This is a genomic window from Arthrobacter sp. UYCu512 (assembly GCF_040547075.1).
Taxonomy (GTDB): Bacteria; Actinomycetota; Actinomycetes; order Actinomycetales; family Micrococcaceae; genus Arthrobacter.
Genome location: NZ_JBEPPA010000017.1, coordinates 49,401 through 65,808 on the forward strand (window position 1 = coordinate 49,401; position 16,408 = coordinate 65,808).

Here is a 16,408-nt window from a genome sequence, read left to right on the forward strand (position 1 = left end):
CCCGCCCGGTCATCGGCGGGAAGGACAGGGCAAGTGACCGCAGGGTAGGGTTATCCCGTGCGATCCTGGATCGGGACAGGCGAGCCCCCGTTGACCGTGTGGGGCCGGCAGGGGAGGCTGAGGGGACATCGATGACCAGGAGGAGCACGATGACTTACCGCCGCACGTCGGCCGCCACAGCGGTGCTGCTCGGGTTGGTCCTTTCCGGGTGCCAGTCGGCTGCCGGGCCGCTCACGGTCGAATCGCCTCCAGCAGCTGTGCCCAGCCCGTCGTCCTCCGAGCTCACGGCCATCATCCAGACTGCTGTCGAGGACCGCAACGGCACCGTCCTCGACACTCCCCCGGCTCCACGCCTGACCGAAGGGCAGGCGACTGCGGCCTACTTAGCCAAGCGCGCGCGGGACCTTCCGGTGGTAGCCCGGTCAAAGGCCGCATTCAAGTCAACGGGCTTCTGGTACACGGACTTTTCGACGAAGATCACGGTGGAATCCGTGAAGATGACCGGGTCGACTGCAAGCGTCCATTTTAAGGAATTGACCGAAGAACACCAGGCCTCTGCAGCGAATGGGCCGAGCAACGTCCCGTCGGGCTACTCGGTGCCGCAGACCGCTACGTTTCGGGCGGCCGCGGATGGATGGCAGCTGGACAGCATCGCCCCTTCCGTTCATGGCGGCGGCCTGCCTATGTCCATAGTCGAGGACTGAGGACGGCTCGTTAGGCGGTGGCGCTGGGGTCCGTCCGCCGACTAACTGCGGCCCACGGCGCAGCACCTCACGCGTACTTCGGGCAGGCGCCGCGCCCTCGCGCCTGCCTAGTCAGGCGATCATCGGTGCCAGTGCCGCAGAGCTCAGGGATGCCAAAAAGCGGATCCGGCTGCTGGAGAAGGAGAACGGGGTACTCCGCCCGTCCACGATGACCACACATCCGCCGGGACTTCAACGCGACCGCACCCGATCAGCTGTGCCGGGGGTTCTGCCTGTGCCGGTTGTTCCGGTTTTGCTGCGTCGGCCATGAGCTGGTGGAGGCGTGCCGAGTCCGTCCGTGCGGCTTTGAGCGCGTCGGCGTGCTGGAGGGTTCCGCCAGTGCTTTTATCTGCCTGTGTGACGCGCGACCCGGGACGGTGCACACCGCCGTCGAGCGGGTGGTTAGGCTGGGTGGATGGCGACAGTTATTCTCGTGCGGCACGGCCGCACCACAGCCAATGCCACTGGACTGCTGGCCGGTCGTGCCGTCGGCGTCAGCCTGGACCAGATCGGGCGCGACCAGGCGGCTCTGACCGGAGACCGGCTCGCGGCCGTGCCCGTTGTCGGGGTGGTGTCGAGCCCTCTTGAGCGTTGTCGGCAGACCGCCCAGCTCATCCTCGATCGTCAGGCTGGCTCGCCGTACGCGCCGGTCGATCCCGATCTCACCGAGTGCGATTACGGCCAGTGGCAGGGCCGCACGCTCAGTGATCTCGCGACCGAGGATTTGTGGCCGGTTGTGCAGTCGCAACCGTCCGCCGTCGTCTTTCCCGGCGGTGAATCCATGGCGGCGATGCAGGCCCGGGCGGTGGCAGCGATTCGACGCCACGATGCAGCCTTCGAAGCCGAGTACGGGCCGGGGGCCGTGTGGGTGGCGGTGAGTCACGGTGACATCATCAAGTCAATCCTCGCCGACGCGCTCGGCATGCACCTTGACCTGTTCCAGCGTATTAACGTGGGCCCCGCCTCCGTATCGATCGTGCGCTACGGCGCTAGCCGGCCGAGCGTCCATGCGACCAACACCGACGCGGGTGATCTGTCGTGGCTGTCGAACGGCATCCACTCTGGCGATGCGCCGGTGGGCGGCGGCGCCGGTCAGAAGGCGCCATGAACCTCATGTGCCTAGAATATTGACATGCCTACACGTGTTCATGAATTTGCCTGGCCTGATCGGGTCGTCGTTGGCACCATCGGCCTTCCGGGGGCGCGAACCTTCTACCTGCAGGTGCGCGCAGGGAGGCAGGTTGTGAGTATTGCCTTGGAGAAGCAGCAGTCGGCTCTGCTCGCAGAGAAGATCGACGAAATTCTCGACCAGCTCATCACAGTCGACGGCAACCCGTTCAGCGTCCCCTCGAGTACTCCCATTGAACTTGTCGACAATGACCAGCTCGATGCAGTTCAGGAGCAGTTTCGCACCGGCGCCATAAGCTTGGGTTGGGACCCAACCACGGCCCAGGTCGTAATAGAGGCCTACCCCATCACCGATGTCGATGCTGATGACAACGACGAATCGCTTGTTGAGGACGGCGCTAACGAGCCCGAAATGCTGCTGGTGCGAATGCCGGTCGGCACCGCCCGCGCATTCGCCAAGCGCACCCGGGAGATCGTGGGCGCCGGGCGTCCGATGTGCCCGCTTTGCGGTTACCCCATAGACGCCGACGGGCACATCTGCACCCTTCCCGAGGTCTGATGCCAGCGCCGGACCTGCTAACCGCCGAGCTTAAGCTCACCGGCCGCATCACGACGGCATCAAACGCTACATTTCTGGGCAGCATCGGCGACGTGGTGGTCGTCTATAAGCCGATAGCAGGCGAAAGTCCGCTGTGGGATTTTCCCCACGGCACCCTGGCTCACCGGGAGGTGGCCGCCTACCTGGTCTCGCAGGCCTTCGGTTGGGACCTCCTACCGCACACCTGGCTGCGCGATGGTCCGATGGGCGAAGGAATGGTGCAGCTCTGGCAGGAGCAAGACCCCACCCAAAGCGCCGTGGACCTGGTCGCAACGGACCACGTGCCGGAGACGGGCTGGAAACGCGTTCTCGAGGGCCGGGATGAGAGCGGACGGATGGTCGCCCTCGTTCACGAAGACTCGCCAGCACTCAGACGGATGGCGGTGTTCGACATGGTCGTAAACAACGCCGACCGCAAAGGTGACCACATTCTTGCCATGCCGGAAGGACACCGGTACGGCGTGGACCATGGGCTCACCTTTCACCGTGACCACAAGCTGCGCACGGTGCTGTGGGGATGGGTGGGAGACGCTTTGACCGCCGAGGAACGCGACGGCATCGATCGTGTCAGCGAAGGACTGCGCGGTGGGCTGGGCCGAAACCTGGCGGACTTGCTCAGCGCCGAAGAAATCGCATCGCTCACCGCGCGTTGCGCACGGTTGCGTTTGGCAGGGCGGTTTCCGGCTCCGAGCGGTGAGATGCCGGCGGTGCCCTGGCCGCTGTTCTAGGGGAATTACGGCCGAGGCAAGAACTTATTCAAGGTCTTGCCTCGGCTTTTACTACCGGCTGCGGCTATTGCTTCTGCGCAGGGCTGACTTGCTCGCCCACTATGAGTTCATCGGGCAGGAGATGTCCGTCCGGTCCGGGGCCGCCGATCCCGACGTGCCGGAAACGGCGGACCCGGCACGGCACGGGCATGATGGGTGATCGTAGTTGGCCGGCAACGAATTTGACGGCCGACGCACAGGAACTGGCTGTGTCCGGGCCCGCCCCAACCCGCCAGGGCAACGGCGGCGAGCCCTGGTGGCGATGGGAGCGGCTAGTGGGTCTCCCGGGCCGTACATCCAGATGCCGAAGTGTCAGGACGCGGTGGGGATGCCCCGCCGATCACAGCCGGTGGGCGCCGGATCCTGATTCGTCTTGGGTCGGCAGGTAGTCCTGGGCCGCTTCGGTAATCTGGTCTCTAGCCGGGGGTGCGTTCTGGGCGTTGGCCTTGATCCTAGGCGCTTCTTCTTCAGCCTTGTTCAAGTACTGTTCCCAGCGGGCGGACATCGGTTTGATCAGCCCGCCGACGACGCCGAGGATCCCCACGATGGCTGCCAGCACGGCGATCAGAATCGGCGTCGTCACTGTGGTGGCGATGTCCACCTGGTTCAGGGCCGCAATGATGCCAATGCCCAGAATGACAATGCTGGCGATATCCGCCAGGGTTTTGCCGTAGGATAGCCCGCCAAGGGATCCCTGGATGAGGGTCTTTACGGCGGCGGCAATCGCCGCACTGATCACCACGATGATGATGGCCACAACGACCTTGGGCAGAGCGCGATGATGGCTGCCAACAGGGTGGCGACCGGGTTCGGACCAAAAACCCCGAGCGCGAATTGAAGGACGAAGCACCAAGGCGTAGTAGATGATCTTCGAAACAATATCACTTGCATCGCTGGTGGCGACGCCCCACAAGCGTTTGACCTTGGCCGGCCCGGGAAGGCCGGCGATTCCAGCCAGGCTCATCAGCTCCCCAACCAGATGCTCGCTGACGCGCACGTCCAGGCACGCGTCAGTTCGGTATGGCTCCGGTCAGGACCCGTAGGTGCCCCGGCTGGCGGTATGGACTTCCCTAATGAGCCCGGTCAGCCACTGCCTGCGCATCCTGGTCGGTGACATCGGCCGCTTCCGGTACTTGTAGCAACCGGGACTGCTCTCACGCCCAGCAGCCGACGAAAGACCTTCGCGAGGAACCCGGCACCGGCGGCCACGCGGCTGATGGGTTTGCCGGCCCGGAACAGGGCGACTGCCCGTGCGCGGAATTCCGGTGGATAGGGTCTTGGCATGGTTGAAATCCTCTCAGCGAGAGCCAATAGCTCAACCCATTTCGGGTAACCAATCCCTGGGACAGGTCATGGATTTAAGCAAATTAGGAGGCGGTCCCGCTGTGCAACAAGCCGCGTTGGAACTCACTCATCATCGAGACGCACCCGTTGCCTGGAGGCGGCCGAACTCAGAATCCCTTGAAGAACCCTGAGAGTGTGCAGGCCCCGTTCGCCAGATGCTGCAGGGCCGCTACCAGCCTCAAGCGCAGAAACCATTTCGAGCACGCCGACGCCGAGCCGAGAGCCTATTTGGATCTCGGGCATCACTTCAACGAATTCTTCGTCGCCCGCGCGCATGAGCCGCAGGGGTCCGCACCAACTGTCCGGACTCGGCCCGACGATACTGCCGGCTGTGCCATGGAGCTCAAGTCGCGGGGCTGTCGTGCCTACGACATCCCAGCTCTGCAGCAGAGTCGCGACCGCTCCGCTGGCAAACTCCAGCACGCACGAGATGAAGGTGGGAACCGCCGAGGGAAAGGTCTCCCCCGCTCGGCTGCCTACCCTCACTGTGCGTGTCTCGACCGGAGTCGCTGCCATTGCGGTCACCGCCCGCACAGGTCCAAGTAAGAAGGTGAGCGCGGTCACGAGGTACGGCCCGATGTCGAACAACGGGCCGGCTCCCTCGTGGTAGAGAAACTCGGGCGACGGGTGGAAGTGTTCAGGTCCGGTTGTGACGAGAATGCTGATGGCCGAAAGCGGCTGCCCGATGGCCCCATCGGTGATCAGCTTGGCCATCGCTTGGATCCCGTCGCCGAGGAAGGTGTCTGGGGCGCAGCCCACCCGGACTCCGGCACGACCTGCGGCCTCGATAATTCGTACGCCATCCGTGAGCGTTGTCGCGAGCGGCTTCTCGCTGTACACGTGTTTGCCGGAGGCGATAGCGGCCAGCGAGACCTCTGCGTGGGCCATGGGCGCGGTGAGGTTGAGGACCATATCGACCGCTGGAAGCGCGAGTAGCTCCTCGAGTGATGCAAGAACTAACGGGATTCCGAACTGCGTACCGACCGACCTAGCGCGCTCACCATCACGATCTGTGCAGGCTACGAGCTCCACACCCGGAGCACCGGCGATGGTCGCCAGGTACTTCGCGCTCACGTTGCCGCAACCCACTACTCCAATCCCTATCGTCATGATGGGGCCTAGCGCAGCTCTTCTAGGATGCGTTTGACATTGGTAAGGCCGGTCTCGCAAGCGAAAAGGCAATCCTCGTTGCCCTCAAACTCGATCGAGATGTACCCGTCATATCCTCCTGCGACGACAGTCGAAAGGATGCCCCGTGTGTCCATGTCGCCGAAGCCAACGATAGACCCGAGCAGATAGCTTCCGCCGGTCGTCGTCAGCCAGCCCTCGCCCGGGTAGGAGCCGTGCGGCCTGATATAGAAATCCTTGAGGTGTACGAAGGATGCTTGGGGCAGGTTAGCTTTAGTGGCGATGAGCGGATCTTCGTCGACACAGAGGAAGTTACCGACGTCCAGAGTCGTCTTGAAGTTCGGTTCATTTACGGCGGCTATGAGCCGGCGCACGTGTTCGCTGCCGTTCATATAGAAGCCGTGGTTCTCAACACTTGTTTGGATGCCATACTTCGCAGCGAAACGTGCGATCTCGGCGGAGGCGTCAACGATGGTTGCAAAATTCTCCTCGAAATCTGAGACATCCCTAATCTTCCGAGCCCACTGCGTCACGTCGTGACGGAAATAGCGGATGCCTAGGCTGTCGCTCAGCCGAATATGGTCTTTCACCCGTTCTATCTGGGCAGCACGATCATCGGGTTCACCGATAAAGTCCGCCGGGATACACATACCGGAGAGTTCGACGCCGTTCGTCGCGGCCGAAGACCTGATCGCCTCGATAAGGTCAGGATCGTCGCCGAAGCTCCAGACTGTGTCAGTGCCCTTGGGTGAGAAGGAGACGGTAGCGAGCTCAAGGTGTTCCCCGTCGCTTCGGCCTATCCATTCAATAACGTCGACGATGGACATCTTGCCTGTCAGCATCTTGTCGCTGAAGCTGAAGGAGCTGAAACCGATTTTCATAGTGTTCACTTTCGGTAGTTGACTAAAAGACGGGGCCTCAGACGGCCTGAGCTGCTAAGCCGATAAGCGCGGCCCCGACCGCGGCGGCCGGGAAGTCATCCGGCAGCAATCGAACGCGGGTTTCGAGATTGAGGAAGGCGACGAATGCAGAGGCATCGGCCCAACGGGAGAACACAGCCTGTACCGACCGCAGCAGCGGAGTTCCCATCGAGCTGAGACCGCCTCCAATCACGACAGTGTCGACGTCGACGGTAAGAACCAGGACGCGAACGGCCAAGGCGATGTTCTCGGCTAACTTGGCCTTCAACGAGATGGCCATCTCGTTGCCCTCCTCCGCAGCCTCAAACAGCGCTTGGACAGGACGCGGGTGGTCTGTGGGCCACTGGCGCGCTACGGCTGAGCCCGAGGCCATCACTTCGAGGCAGCCATGCTGCCCGCAGGTGCACAGCGGGCCGTTAGGGTCAACGGGAATGTGCCCCAGCTCACCCGCTGTACCGCGCGATCCACGCCAGAGTTCGCCGTTCAAAATGAGGCCGGCTGCGAGCCCCGTGCCCAGGTTCAAGTAGGCCATCGATTGGCTGGAGGGGGTACCAACGAGATGGAACGCGGCTAGCGCCGTGGCGTTCACGTCGTTCTCTACATGCACAGGTGTGCCGAGGACGCTAGAGAGCCGGCCGCCGAGCTCGAGGCCGTGCAGGCCGAGGTTCACGGCGTGAGAAACCCTACCGGAGGCCGCATCGACGGCCCCGGGGATGCCTACGCCGATCGACTCGAACTGGGCGGGTGCGAGGCCGCTAATTCGGGTGAGTTCCTTGACGGCGGCCAGCGCTGTGGCCACCACCTCTGCTTCGCCGTACCCGGTCGGCAACAGCAGGTGGCCTGCGATCTCGCCGCTGTCATCCAGCACGACTGCTGCGGTTTTCGTACCGCCTATATCGATTCCGATCCTCACAGGGCCACCTCGCGCCCGAGCGCCGCTGACTCGTAGATGGCAGACAACATCCGCATGATCTCAACTCCTTGGGAGACGGGCGCGATTTCTTCGGCCTCGCCGCGGCATAGGCTCACGAAGTGGTTGATCTCGTTCTGGAAACCTTCGTCGAAATTGAAGGTCAGCAGGTCTACCTGGGGCACGACATTTATCACGGTGTCGTGGCTCTCGAGAGTGAATCTGAGGCTCGGCTCGAGCTCGGCACCTCCTTTCTCACCGTACACGCCGACTAGCAGCTCGTCCTCGAGCGCGTGGAGCGAATAACTCGTCTCGAGGTAGAGGGATGCTCCATTTTCGAAGCGGATGAGGGCGTTCGCGAGGTCTTCTACATCGTTCTTGTCTGGATCGTAGTCCGACACCTTGTAACGCTCGAGGTTCGTAATGTTGGCCCTGTTCCCGAGCCGGTGGTAAGTGTTGCCGCTCACGGTCACGGGCTTAGGCGAACCCATCATGAACCAGCAAAGGTCGAGCACGTGCACACCGATGTCGATCAGCGGACCACCGCCCGCTCGCTCCCCATCGGCGAACCAACCGCCCGGGTTGCCAATCCGGCGAATGTTGGAGGCCTTCGCGTAGTATATTTCGCCTAGATCGCCGGCATCGATAAACTGCCTCAGCAGCTTGGCATTGGACGAGAACCGACGCACGAATCCCACCTGCAGTAGTTTGCCGGTTCGGCTGACGGCGGCCGCCAGCATCTCGGCCTCGGCCACAGTTTTGGAGAGCGGCTTCTCCACCAACACGTTCTTGCCGGCTTCTAGGGCCGCGATCGCCAGTTCTGCGTGGCTGTTATTCCAGGTGCAGATGCTCACGGCATGCACTGCGGAGTCTGCGAGCAGTTCCTCGAGTGTCGCGTACGCGTTGGCGACACCGAATTTCGCGGCCTGGTGCTGCGCTCTAGCGAGATTCAGGTCGTAAATCGCGACGAGCTCCACATCGGGGTTCGCGGCGTAAGACTGCAGGTGCATCGCTGAAATACTTCCGGCGCCGATCACGCCGATACCGATACGACTCATAATTCCCTCATACCTCCGCAAACAGTCGCTGCATATTGGCCAGGCCGGTGGTGGCCGCCAAGAGGCAGTCTTCGATTCCCTCGAATTCGAGTGATATAAATCCGTCGTAGCCCGATGCGACGATGTTTCGCACTATCGAGCGCATGTCAAGGTCGCCGTAGCCGACGATGGCGCCGAGCAGGTACGCACCCCCATCGGTGTGTATCCAGCCCTCCCCCGGATACTGGTGTCGGACGTAGAAGTCCTTAAGATGGAAGATTGACGCGTAGGGAGCGTTCCTCGCGACAGCGGTCGACGCGTCCTCGTCCACGACAAGGAAGTTGCCAACATCTACTGTGGTCCTGAAGTTCGGTTCGTCCACAAGGTAGATCAGACGCCGCACGCGCTCGCTCGCGTTCATGAACAATCCATGGTTCTCAACGCTCGTAGTGATGCCATATTGGGCTCCGAACTGCGCGATTTCTTGGCAGGCCTCGACGACCCTCGGGAGCAGTGATGCAAACTCGACAATGTCCCTCCCGGGCGTCGCCCAGGTAGCGACGTCGTGACGGAACAGTCGTATGCCGAGCTCGTCCGCGGTGAGAATATGACGCTTGGTGCGCTCCATGTTTAGTTTGTATTCCTCCACCGTGTTGGTGAGGAAGTTGGCCGGCGCCACAAGGTTGGAGAGCACGAGCCCGGTGTCTGCGGCCTTCGACTTAATGCCTTGAATGAGCTCGGGGTCGGAGTCGAGGGTCGATTCGTCGGACATCTGACCGGTAAGGGACACCGTCGCAATCTCCATGTGGGTGGCGTCGGTCGCGCTGATCCAGTCCATCACGTCGAGGAGGGACATCCTCCCGTCGCGCATGCATTGGCGGAAGGTGAAGGAACTGAAGCCAAATTGCATAGTTTTTTGTCTTTCATTTTTGTGGTTGACCAAGGCTCATGTAGAGGTCCCGGCGTTTAGCCTGACCCACCGGGTCCGGCACCGGCGATGCGAGCAACAGTCTCTGCGTGTATGGCTCTGTGGGGTTCGTCGTGACGACGTCACCGTCGCCGGTCTCGATGATCTCTCCGCTCAGCATCACCGCCACCCGATGGGCTATGTACCTGACCACAGATAGGTCGTGTGAGATAAAGAGATAAGCGACCCCGGTCTGCTCCTGGATGTCGATGAACAGGTCGAGGATGCGCGCCTGGGTAGAAAGGTCGAGGGCGCTCACCGGCTCATCACAGACGATGAGTTTCGGGGCGAGGGCGAGTGCTCGAGCGATGGCCACGCGCTGTCGTTGTCCACCGGAGAACTCTCGCGGATACCGCTGCGCAGCGTCAGCCGGCAGGTGCACATGGTCGAGAAGCTCGGCCACCCTCGCCCGGGCATCCGTTCCGCTGTAGCCGCGCACGGTGAGCGGCTCGGCGAGGATGGACTCGATAGTCATGGCCGGGTTGAGCGAGGAGTACGGATCTTGAAAGACCACTTGTATGTCCCGGCTCAATTGCCGACGCCGGCGACCACCTACGTGTGAGATTTCCTCGCCCTCGAACACGACGCTACCGCTGGTCACCGGAACGAGCCCAAGGACCGCCCTGCCTAGGGTCGTCTTGCCCGACCCTGATTCGCCCACAAGGCCGATCGTTTCGCCCCGCCTGACCTGGATCGATACATCTTTCAGGGCGTGGAAGCTCCTGCCTCGGAAACCTCTCCCGCGATAGGTGACGTTGAGATCGTTCACTTCAAGCAGCGGCGGGGCGCCCTGGTGTTCTGCCCACTCGGGGTCCTGGCGCTCGACGCTCATCTGGCGGCCTCCGTTTTAGATCTGCTCTTGCGTGGCTCCGCGCCCTCTAGCGTCGCAGCCAGCAGCATTTTCGTGTATTCGTGCTTCGGAGCGCCGAAGAGTTTAGTTGCGTCCTGTTGCTCTACGATGACGCCATCGCGCATCACCGCGACGCGATCGCAGATGTCGGCAACGACACCAAAGTTGTGAGTGACAAGGATCATTCCCATGTTGCGTTCCCGCTGCAGATCACGCAGTAGGTTGAGAACGTCGGCTTGCACCGTAACATCCAGAGCCGTCGTCGGTTCGTCCGCGATGAGCAGCTCCGGATCGCAGGATACCGCGCCGGCGATGAGCACGCGCTGCGCCATTCCACCGCTCAGTTGGTGCGGGTAGGAGGCCATAGTGCGCGCAGGGTCGGGGATGCCGACCCGTTCGAGGAGCGCATGGGCGCGAGCAGTTGCCTCTGCCCTAGATATCCCGAGCTTGTGGCGCATGGGTTTCACGAGCTGTACCGCCACGGTGAACGATGGGTCCAGGTTCGACATCGGTTCCTGGGGCACGTAAGCCATTCGAGTGCCGCGCACCCTCTGCAACTCGCTCTCCGGCAGTCCGAGCAGATTCTGGCCGTTGAGGGAGATCAGGTCCGCGCTCACCAGAGACTCCGGCGGCAATAGGCCAAGCACTCCGAACGACGTTTGCGACTTGCCCGAGCCGGACTCGCCGACGAGCCCCACCACCTCGCCCTTGTTCACATACAAAGAGATACCCTTGACGACCACGGAGTCCGACGCGTCATGCCGGGGGTAGGCGATCCGCAGGTTTTCCACTCTAAGCAGCGCATCGACCGGTGTAATCGGCGCTGAGTCACGCCGGGTGTTCACCGCGACCGCGGGCTCCGGGACCGGCCGATCGCCGGCCTTCGGGCGAGCGGCCCTCATCGGCCGCTGCGAACCCAGGGTATCGGCAAACGCGCCACCGAGGATGACGAGGGACATCACCGTAAACCCGATTGCGATTCCCGGCGGGTAGATGAGCTGCGGCGCACGGAAGATCGTAGTGAACGCGGAGCTGAGCATGCCGCCCCAGCTCGGTCGGTCTGAGCCGCCGATGCCGAGGAACTCCAGGCCGGACTGAACGATGATGGCGAGCCCGAAGATGAAGGAAGAGCGAATGAGCACCGGACCGAGCACGACGGATAGCACGTGCCGGAAGATAATCCTGGCGTTACCGAGCCCGGAGACTTTCGCTGCATCGATGAACAGCTCACCGCGCACGCCGATCACAACGCTCCGAGTGACCCGGAACAGGTCGGGGGAACAAAGGATGCCGAGCGCGATCATTGTAGGCCAGAGCCCGGTGCCTAGCGAGGTGACAATCATCAAGAGAATGAGGATCTGCGGAAGCGACATCAGCAGGTTGGAGGCCCAGCTGGCCACGCCGTCGAACCATTTCGAGAAATAACCGGCGAGCAATCCAGTCGGTACGCCGCAAACGATGGTCGTCACGGTCATGATGAGGCCAGCTTGGAGACTCACCTGGCCGCCCCAGAACAGGCGGCTGAGCACGTCACGTCCGCTGGCGTCGGTGCCGAGCGGATGCGCGGGGCTGGGGCCGAGCAGCGTTTCTCCGAGTGAGATGAGGTTCGGGTCGCGCGGTGAGATCCAGGGCGCGAGCACGCTCACCAACACGATAATGAGTAGGATCATCGCCGCCGCGACACCGAGCGGATTGCGCAAGAATCTCTTCGTCCTGCGGAAGGTCTGTCCGGCCGCAGCCGGAACGAGGGTAACTTGGCTCATGCGATCCGCACCTTCGGGTTGAGGGCGCCGTAGAGCACATCCACGACGAAGTTGACTGCGACGACGACGATCACGGTGAACAAGAGCAGGCCCATGATGACCTGGATGTCGCCGCTCCCTGATGCCGTAATTGCGACTGCGCCTATACCCTGGAGCCCGAACACGCGCTCGACGATCGCCGCGCCGCTCAGCGCAGCGATGAACTGCAGCGAGAGCATCGTGAGCGCGGGAGGCGAAGCGTTGCGCAGCACGTGGGTGAGCAGAATGTTGCGCGACGGCAGTCCGCGGCTGCGGAGGGTACGGATGTAGTCCTGTTCGTAGACCGAGATGACAGAATTGCGGATCTGCTGAGCGATCGCGGCAATCGAGCCTATGGAGAGGGCAACGATCGGCAGGGTGATGCTGCCTATCCAACCGAGCGGCGAATCAAGGAATGGTGTGTATCCTGTGGCCGGAAACCACCGCAACTGCACCGCAAAGACCTGAGCGAGGATCAAAGCCACCCAGAAATTGGGAAGGGCGAACCCGAGGACCATCACTATCTGCAACGCCCTGTCTATGCGTCCGGGGCGTACAGCGGCAAAGACGCCCAGCATCATGCCGAGTAGGGCAGCGATGAGCACCGCTCCGACGGCGAGTGAGACGGTAACGGGCAGGCGGGTAAGAATGAGTTCACTCACCGAAACGTTCTGCGCTGAAGATGTGCCAAGGCTGCCTGTGAGCGCGTTTCCCAGCCAGTCGAAGTACTGCCCAAAGACCGGGCGATCGAGCCCGAGTTCGTGGCGCTTAGCCTCCACCTGGGCGACCGTCGCGTACATACCGAGCGATCCCCGTGCGGGATCTGTTCCGGTAAGGGTGAGAAAGAAGAACATTCCGGTGACGACGACGAAAGCAAGCAAGAGGCCCGCGAGGAGGCGCCGGAGGATGAAGAGCAGCATTGCAGCTCCTTCGAAAAATCATGACAAGGGGTGGCCGGGTCTCCCCGGCCACCGCGACGGGTGATGTACTACTTGCCGGCCGGAGCGAAGAACCGGAGACTAGGAACAAGCTGGGCCTGCTCCATGGTCACTTTGATCTTCGAACTAGATATGTACACGTTCTGAAGCGTAGCGATCGGTGCGAACCACGCTTTGTCCACGATGTACGTGTTCAGTTCCTGGTAAAGCTTCGCTTGCCCATCACCCTGAGCCTTCGGAATCTCATCCAGGTACTTTTGCACCGTCGGATCCGAGTACCCGAGGCCGTTCCAGAGCGAGGTGGGCGTGAGTTTGTTAAGCACATCTGTCCAAGCCGGAATGTTGGTCGAGAACGACAAGATATATGCCGCTGAGTCGTTATAGACCTTCAGGCCGCCATTTGCGAAGCTCCCGGCGAGCACCGGCTTCAGCGTGATTCCCACCGCAGCAAGGTACTGCTGAAGGATTGGGATGAGCGGTTCCTGGAAACCGCTCGAGTAAACCACCGGAAGTGTGAAGCCGTCTGCATACCCGGCATCGGCGAGCAACTTCTTCGCCTTGGCAACGTCATACGGGTACTTGTCGTTCAATTCCGACACCCAGGCTTGACTGGCCGGGTTGAACGTCTGGGTCGAGACCTGACCGTAGCCGTGGAAGAATCCGTCGAGGATCGCCTTCCTGTCGAGCGCGATGTTGATTGCCTGGCGCACACGCTCATCCTTGAGTGCGGGCACTAGTGTGCCCGCACGGTCCTGCAGGATGATTCCCTGCCATTCGCCCGGCACAGTCTGAACGGTCAGTCCGGCCGCCTTCGCCTGGTCGGCCATGTCCGCTGTCGCGTACATGAACTCTGTCTGACCTGTGGAGAGCGCGTTGTACGCGGCGGTGAAGTCCGGCATCGGCTTGATGACCACAGTGCTGAATGGGTACGAGTCTTTATCCCAGTATTCCGGCTTCTTATTGAACACATAGCTGGTGCCCGCGACGGTCTTTGTGTCGAGGGTGTAGGGCCCGCTGCCAACAGGAGTCTTGCCGATCGTCCCGGCAGCAATGGCCTTCGGGCTCGCCATAAAACCGGCGTAGGTGGCGAGAGCTGCGAGAAGCCCGGGGGCCGGAGCCGCCAGATCTATTTTCACCTCTGTGGGACTCAGGGTATCGACTTTGCTGATAGCTTTTGCCGTCTCCGAGGCACTGCCTGCGCCCTTCTTTCGGTCCTCTAGGTTAGCTTTAACCGCGTCCGCGTCGAACGCGGTACCGTCGGCAAATTTGATGCCGTCACGCAGGGTAAGCGTGAGCTCCGTCAGGTCGCTGTTGTACGACCACTTCGTAGCGAGGTTGCCCTCGATGCTCCCGTCGGCCGACTTTTTGAGCAGCGGGTCATACATAGCCTCCGCATACTGGATGATCGAACCCTCCTTCATGGCACTCGGGTCCCAACTCGTGATGTCACCACTATTGCTCATAGTGAGTGTGTCGGTGCTGGTCCCCGACGTCGGCTGGCTTGCACCGCAGCCGGTAAGAGCAAGCGCGGTCGCGGCAATTGCCGCAATCACCCCATACGTTTTTCTCATTTGTGTTCCCTTCTCCCGTGGCACTGCCACGCTTGGTGAAGCTGGTACTTGCGATCGACTGGGCGTCATGCTCACGAGACTCCAAGCTCCCGGGAGAGCACCAGCACGGCTGCGCCGCGCATGACAATGTCTTCTCCGAGGGTGGTCATACGAACGGTAAGGCTGCTGTCGAAATCGGACATCGTGCGTCTATGCAGGGTCTCCAGTGTCGCGTTGAAAAGCGGACCCTCAAGGAGGTGGCGGGGGCCGCTGAGTACGACCTCCGCGAGATTGAGCGCCCCCACAACGGGCGCGAGAGCCGCGCCGAGACGCTCGCCAGCCTCCCAGAGAAAGCCTGCCCTTTCAGCTTCGGTGCTCGCTGTCGCCAGCCGAGCCTCGATGCGCGGCACCGCCAACCATGTCTCCAAGCAGCCCCGCTTACCGCAGACGCACTCGTCGCCGCCGGAGCCAAAGACCACGTGGCCGATCTCGCCGGCGGCGAAGCGACTGCCGAAGAGCAGCCTCCCGCCGAGGAGAATCCCCGAGCCCAGGCCGTGGCCAATTCTGATCAGCATGATGTCGCTCTTAGCTTCTCCGAAGCTGTGCTCGGCGAAAACAGCCACGTTCGCGTCGTTCGACACGACGACCGGAAGGCCGCAGCTCGCCGAAAGTTTGGCGCGCAATCGTTCGTTCTCCCAGCCGAGGTTGGGAGCACTCAAGACCACTCCTTCGAGGTCCACGATGCCCGGCGACCCGACACCAATACCGATAACGGTGGCCGTGGCCTGCGTGATGAGCAGCTCCGCGAGGGCGACGGCTTTGGCCGTGGCTTCCGCGCCAGTGCTGTTCTCAAGAGCGATCTCCGCGCGGCTGAGAATCTTTCCGTCGAGGTCGAGCATCGCTCCACGGAACACCCGATTATCGCTCAGGTCGATTCCGACGATCTGGAAGCCCCCGCGGTTGATGTCGAGCAGAGTAGCAGGCTTGCCCGGCCGAACACCCGTTCTCTGACCGAGCTCGATAACAAGCCCTTCGTCGATGAGTTCCGCCACGAGATCCGACACGGTCACGCGGGTAAGACCCGTGACGCGAGCGACATCCGCGCGGCTCTGACTTCCAAGGCCGTACAGGGTCTGCAGCACGAGGGCGCGGTTGTGACCGCGCGCATGCTCGGGGAGCACCTTCGACCGGGGGCGAAGAGTTCGCCCAAGAGGAAAGCCACCCGAGGTCGTCGGCCGCCCCTGGAGGGAGTCGTCACGCATACCAATGGATGTCATGGAAGTAAGTAAAGCTAACAAACTAACTCCTGACAAGGGTTTCCCGAAAATTATCACAGGCGGGGTAGCGCCAGCAGATTACAATCAGGTATCCCGGCCGAACCCCAATTGGTTCGTTCGGCCGACGAAGCCATAACCGGTTAAAGGGTCCTTCAGAGGGGTGCGACTAGCGCATCCGCCGCACATATCCTTCATTTACTGTCACATGTGTAGGTCGGAGGAGGTCGCGCGGAATCGCGATCGCTGCGCGCCCTTACTCATTCCGGTCCCCTGACTCAAAACTGCGGGCAGCGCTTCGTATCGGAGCTGGACCTCAACTCACGGGCGGACCTCAACGGCCACTTCGGGGACTGGCTAGCTGTATTAGCCACGGAGGTTGGTGACAGGCGGCGTGGATAGGTGACAAAAAGAAGACCTCCGGGTGGAGTGGGGCTTGTCTAGAGTCCAGTTCCACAAACGGAGGTCTTCAT

Annotated in this window: 14 protein-coding genes and 1 pseudogene; 4 read left to right on the forward strand and 11 right to left on the reverse strand. The window is 62.0% G+C overall.

What is annotated here, in order from left to right; all coding sequences use genetic code 11:
• The first annotated feature begins 149 nt into the window (after nt 1-149).
• The 4 genes from ABIB49_RS16290 to ABIB49_RS16305 all read left to right on the forward strand — a co-directional run bounded on the left by ABIB49_RS16290 (nt 150) and on the right by ABIB49_RS16305 (nt 3,197).
• Nucleotides 150-704 (forward strand): hypothetical protein, encoded by a 555-nt coding sequence (locus tag ABIB49_RS16290; protein ID WP_226776280.1) that lies wholly within the window; start codon nt 150-152, stop codon nt 702-704.
• Nucleotides 705-1,158: 454 nt separating this feature from the next.
• Nucleotides 1,159-1,851 carry an MSMEG_4193 family putative phosphomutase gene (locus tag ABIB49_RS16295; RefSeq protein ID WP_226776279.1) on the forward strand — a complete coding sequence of 231 codons (693 nt, stop codon included), beginning with the start codon at nt 1,159-1,161 and terminating at the stop codon, nt 1,849-1,851.
• A gap of 24 nt (nt 1,852-1,875) precedes the next feature.
• Nucleotides 1,876-2,430, forward strand: a complete 555-nt coding sequence (locus tag ABIB49_RS16300; RefSeq protein WP_226776278.1) for a DUF3090 domain-containing protein — start codon at nt 1,876-1,878, stop codon at nt 2,428-2,430.
• Nucleotides 2,430-3,197: an SCO1664 family protein gene (locus tag ABIB49_RS16305; protein ID WP_226776277.1), complete on the forward strand. Its 768-nt coding sequence runs from the start codon at nt 2,430-2,432 to the stop codon at nt 3,195-3,197. Before ABIB49_RS16300 ends, ABIB49_RS16305 begins: the two co-directional genes overlap by 1 nt.
• Nucleotides 3,198-4,104: 907 nt before the next feature.
• Here the strand turns inward: ABIB49_RS16305 and ABIB49_RS19310 are convergent.
• From ABIB49_RS19310 to ABIB49_RS16360, 11 genes and pseudogenes are all read right to left on the reverse strand, one after another.
• A pseudogene (locus ABIB49_RS19310) lies at nt 4,105-4,520 on the reverse strand (IS3 family transposase); the annotation flags it as partial.
• A gap of 123 nt (nt 4,521-4,643) precedes the next feature.
• Complete coding sequence (locus ABIB49_RS16315; protein WP_226776275.1) at nt 4,644-5,690, reverse strand: Gfo/Idh/MocA family protein; 1,047 nt, start codon at nt 5,688-5,690, stop codon at nt 4,644-4,646.
• Nucleotides 5,691-5,698: 8 nt separating this feature from the next.
• Nucleotides 5,699-6,589 carry a sugar phosphate isomerase/epimerase family protein gene (locus ABIB49_RS16320; protein WP_226776274.1) on the reverse strand — a complete coding sequence of 297 codons (891 nt, stop codon included), beginning with the start codon at nt 6,587-6,589 and terminating at the stop codon, nt 5,699-5,701.
• Nucleotides 6,590-6,626: 37 nt separating this feature from the next.
• A complete protein-coding gene (locus ABIB49_RS16325) occupies nt 6,627-7,541 on the reverse strand; it encodes an ROK family protein (RefSeq protein ID WP_283480948.1) in 915 nt (304 codons plus the stop codon).
• Nucleotides 7,538-8,596, reverse strand: a complete 1,059-nt coding sequence (locus ABIB49_RS16330; protein ID WP_354157359.1) for a Gfo/Idh/MocA family protein — start codon at nt 8,594-8,596, stop codon at nt 7,538-7,540. Before ABIB49_RS16330 ends, ABIB49_RS16325 begins: the two co-directional genes overlap by 4 nt.
• 7 nt (nt 8,597-8,603) lie before the next feature.
• Nucleotides 8,604-9,485, reverse strand: a complete 882-nt coding sequence (locus ABIB49_RS16335; protein ID WP_354157360.1) for a sugar phosphate isomerase/epimerase family protein — start codon at nt 9,483-9,485, stop codon at nt 8,604-8,606.
• 13 nt (nt 9,486-9,498) lie between these two features.
• Nucleotides 9,499-10,374 (reverse strand): ATP-binding cassette domain-containing protein, encoded by an 876-nt coding sequence (locus tag ABIB49_RS16340; RefSeq protein WP_354157361.1) that lies wholly within the window; start codon nt 10,372-10,374, stop codon nt 9,499-9,501.
• The gene (locus ABIB49_RS16345) at nt 10,371-12,155 is read right to left on the reverse strand and encodes a dipeptide/oligopeptide/nickel ABC transporter permease/ATP-binding protein (RefSeq protein ID WP_226776269.1); all 1,785 of its coding nucleotides are present in this window, start codon (nt 12,153-12,155) and stop codon (nt 10,371-10,373) included. Before ABIB49_RS16345 ends, ABIB49_RS16340 begins: the two co-directional genes overlap by 4 nt.
• Nucleotides 12,152-13,093: an ABC transporter permease gene (locus tag ABIB49_RS16350; RefSeq protein ID WP_283480952.1), complete on the reverse strand. Its 942-nt coding sequence runs from the start codon at nt 13,091-13,093 to the stop codon at nt 12,152-12,154. Before ABIB49_RS16350 ends, ABIB49_RS16345 begins: the two co-directional genes overlap by 4 nt.
• A 68-nt stretch (nt 13,094-13,161) precedes the next feature.
• Nucleotides 13,162-14,682 (reverse strand): ABC transporter substrate-binding protein, encoded by a 1,521-nt coding sequence (locus ABIB49_RS16355; RefSeq protein ID WP_226776267.1) that lies wholly within the window; start codon nt 14,680-14,682, stop codon nt 13,162-13,164.
• Nucleotides 14,683-14,753: 71 nt separating this feature from the next.
• Nucleotides 14,754-15,923: an ROK family transcriptional regulator gene (locus ABIB49_RS16360; protein WP_226776291.1), complete on the reverse strand. Its 1,170-nt coding sequence runs from the start codon at nt 15,921-15,923 to the stop codon at nt 14,754-14,756.
• Nucleotides 15,924-16,408 lie beyond the last annotated feature (485 nt).

Excerpts from the sequence above, each read along its gene's own strand:
- ABIB49_RS16345 (WP_226776269.1), bottom strand. The coding sequence starts at position 12,155 with ATGAGCCAAGTTACCCTCGTTCCGGCTGCGGCCGGACAGACCTTCCGC.
- ABIB49_RS16330 (WP_354157359.1), bottom strand. The coding sequence starts at position 8,596 with ATGAGTCGTATCGGTATCGGCGTGATCGGCGCCGGAAGTATTTCAGCG.
- ABIB49_RS16340 (WP_354157361.1), bottom strand. The coding sequence starts at position 10,374 with ATGAGCGTCGAGCGCCAGGACCCCGAGTGGGCAGAACACCAGGGCGCC.
- ABIB49_RS16305 (WP_226776277.1), top strand. The coding sequence starts at position 2,430 with ATGCCAGCGCCGGACCTGCTAACCGCCGAGCTTAAGCTCACCGGCCGC.
- ABIB49_RS16320 (WP_226776274.1), bottom strand. The coding sequence starts at position 6,589 with ATGAAAATCGGTTTCAGCTCCTTCAGCTTCAGCGACAAGATGCTGACA.
- ABIB49_RS16315 (WP_226776275.1), bottom strand. The coding sequence starts at position 5,690 with ATGACGATAGGGATTGGAGTAGTGGGTTGCGGCAACGTGAGCGCGAAG.
- ABIB49_RS16355 (WP_226776267.1), bottom strand. The coding sequence starts at position 14,682 with ATGAGAAAAACGTATGGGGTGATTGCGGCAATTGCCGCGACCGCGCTT.
- ABIB49_RS16300 (WP_226776278.1), top strand. The coding sequence starts at position 1,876 with ATGCCTACACGTGTTCATGAATTTGCCTGGCCTGATCGGGTCGTCGTT.
- ABIB49_RS16335 (WP_354157360.1), bottom strand. The coding sequence starts at position 9,485 with ATGCAATTTGGCTTCAGTTCCTTCACCTTCCGCCAATGCATGCGCGAC.
- ABIB49_RS16295 (WP_226776279.1), top strand. The coding sequence starts at position 1,159 with ATGGCGACAGTTATTCTCGTGCGGCACGGCCGCACCACAGCCAATGCC.
- ABIB49_RS16350 (WP_283480952.1), bottom strand. The coding sequence starts at position 13,093 with ATGCTGCTCTTCATCCTCCGGCGCCTCCTCGCGGGCCTCTTGCTTGCT.
- ABIB49_RS16360 (WP_226776291.1), bottom strand. The coding sequence starts at position 15,923 with ATGCGTGACGACTCCCTCCAGGGGCGGCCGACGACCTCGGGTGGCTTT.
- ABIB49_RS16290 (WP_226776280.1), top strand. The coding sequence starts at position 150 with ATGACTTACCGCCGCACGTCGGCCGCCACAGCGGTGCTGCTCGGGTTG.